Origin of the sequence: Actinoallomurus acaciae (assembly GCF_042429965.1) — a bacterium.
In the GTDB taxonomy this organism is placed as follows: domain Bacteria; phylum Actinomycetota; class Actinomycetes; order Streptosporangiales; family Streptosporangiaceae; genus Actinoallomurus; species Actinoallomurus acaciae.
The window spans coordinates 1-2,450 of the sequence record NZ_JBHLZP010000827.1 but is presented as its reverse complement, the minus strand read 5'-3'; the positions used below and the strand labels follow the sequence as shown (position 1 = coordinate 2,450).

General features: G+C 74.3%; 1 protein-coding gene and 1 pseudogene. Both read right to left on the bottom strand.

Going from position 1 to position 2,450, the window contains the following annotated elements:
• Positions 1-1,003, bottom strand: a pseudogene (locus ACFFNX_RS47620) (hypothetical protein); the annotation flags it as partial.
• Entirely contained in the window at positions 1,000-2,379 is a 1,380-nt protein-coding gene (locus tag ACFFNX_RS47615) for a DUF2398 family protein (protein ID WP_378213030.1), read from the bottom strand. The gene ACFFNX_RS47615 and the pseudogene ACFFNX_RS47620, both read right to left, overlap by 4 nt.
• Positions 2,380-2,450: the final 71 nt, after the last annotated feature.

The window sequence follows — 2,450 nt, the reverse complement described above, 5'->3', positions numbered from 1 at the left end:
CGGCCGACACCGCGTGCGCGGCCGTCGCCCGCTCGACCTCGGCGAGCGCCTCGGCGACGCTCCGCGCGTGCCCGGTCGCGCCCTCGAACCCGGACTGGACGCGGTCGAGCTTGGCCTTCGCGTGCACCTGGAGATAGCTCGTGTAGTCGGCCATGAACGCCGTGACCGCGCCGTCGGCGGCGGTCAGGTCGTCGAAGAGGCGCTGGACGGCGGCGAGGTTCTCGAAGTCGCGCGCCGCCTGGTCGACCAGTTCCTCATCGACCGGGCTGAGGCCGGCGGTGAGCGTGTCGGACACCTTGCCCGGGTCGAGGTCCTTGGCCAGCAGCGGGCGCCGCAGCACCAGGAGCAGGTCGACGAGCTGGGTGTAGCGCTCACGGCCCAGGCCGAACAGGCGCGCGTCGACGGCGTCGCGGTATTCGGTGGCCGTCTTGCAGGAGGCGCCCGGCTCCAGCGACTCGCGGAGCTGCCGGTCGGTCAGCGGCCGCGAGTCGGGGCCCAGCAGTCCGAAGTCGACGCCGAGCCGCTTGCCGGTGACGAAGAAGGAGGAGCGCACGCCGTCCCGGTTGCGGTGCGCCCGCAGGCCGATGACCAGGGTCACCGTCTCCTCCGGGCGGGCTTGACGGTCGCGTCCGCCGGCGCGCCGCCCCGCGGGCGCCTCCGCTCGCTCGGTCGCGTACGCGCGCGCCTGGCCGGCTCCGCTCCTCACCCGAGCCTCGGCCTCCGCTCGGGCGAACTCCATCCACACGTAGCCGTACTCGGACTCCTGGCCGCGGTAGAGCAGGTTGGACTTCATCGTCCGGTTGTCGCCGCTGAACGGGTCGAGCCGCCGGGCGTCGGCGACCCCGTCGAAGACGAACGGGAACAGCACCTCCAGCGCCTTGGTCTTGCCCGACCCGTTGTGACCGCGCAGGACCAGCCGCCCGCCGGCGAAGACGAACTCCTCGTCGGCGTAGTCCCAGACGTTGATGACGCCCGCCCGAGAAGGGCGGAACCGTGCCGTCATGACGTCTCTCCTCCTGTGGGCGCGGGCAGCGGAAGCTGCGCGGTGTCGGCGAGGGCCAGGGTGATGTTGCGGTAGCGGACGGCCGCCGGCCGGACGAGCACCCCGCCCGGGACCGGCCGTACCAGGCTGAGCTCGGTCAGGAACGTCACCGCCGCGTCCAGCAGGCCGCGCGGATCGTGCTGCCAGGCGCTGGTGAAGGACGCCGCGCCGAACTCCTCGAACAACTCGTCGATCATCGTCTCCAGCCGGGTGCGCTCGACCAGGGGTGCGGTGCCGAGGGGACCGGCCACCGGCTCCGCGGTCTCGGGGGGCGTCCAGGCGAGCTCGCGTACGACCCCGGCCTCCGGCAGGCCGGAGTCGATCCGCGCCACGAGCGCGGCGTGGTCGTCGGCCTCGCTCGGCGTCTCGATCAGCGCCGGCCGCTGCTCGGGGTCCTCGAGCAGATCGGCGATCTTGGCGAGCAGCAGCCCGGCCGTGCGGACGACGTCGCCGCCGCGCCCGGGGAACGGCCGGTCGGTGAACACCCCGCCCGCGTCGGCGAGCATGATGCCCTCCGCGCGGCGCTCGACCACCAGGCCGGTGAAGCGGGCCAGGTCCTCGGCGAGGCCGGGACGGCCGAGCAGCTCGGCGACGGCGGGGTCGACGTCGTCGTAGTAGACCACGGGCCGCTCGGTGAGCAGCCTCCGCGCCCGCTGCGCCACGGCCTGCGGGTGCACGGCGCCGTCCACGCGCGACAGCGGGTCGTCGAGCAGGCCGGCCGCGCTCGTCAGGTGCTGCACCGGCCGGGCGGGCTTGAACAGGACCGCGCAGATGTCGTGGTCGATGTCGTAGAGCGCGTCGCCGTGCTCGCTGTCGCGGGCCCAGGCCTCCAGCGAGCCGTCGGACAGGCGCAGGGCACCGCGCTCGACGAGCCAGCCGAGGACGTCGACCACGGCCGCCTTGTGCGCGCTCACCGTCGGGTCGAAGCCCAGGCCCTCGATGGCGTTGGCGGCGGGGGTGAAGACGCGGACCAGGTCGGCCAGGCTGATCTCCACCCGGGACCGCTGGAAGGACGCGAGCACAAGGCAGAGGTAGGCCATGCGCCGCTGGTCGAAGGGCCGGCCGCCCTTGCGGGCGAACATCTGGCCCTGGGTCGGGTCGAGCCGGTCGAGCCGGCGTACGAGCCGGACCTGACGGGTGTCGGCGATGAGGGTGTGGCCGAGCAGCTCGCGGAAGTCGTGGGTCATCTCGTCGGCCCAGCGGAGCACCTGTTCGAGCACGCCCGGCCGCGGCCGGGTGGCGGTGATCAGGTCGCAGGTCAGCACGCGGCGGACCGCCTGCTGGTAGGCGCCGAGGTCGGTGGCCTGGACCCCGGCGGCCGCGCGGGGGCGCCGCATCAGGACCTCCCCCGCCGGGCGGGCGCCAGCTCGACCGTGAAGCCGGGCAGGTGGAGCCGCCCGCGCGTGGT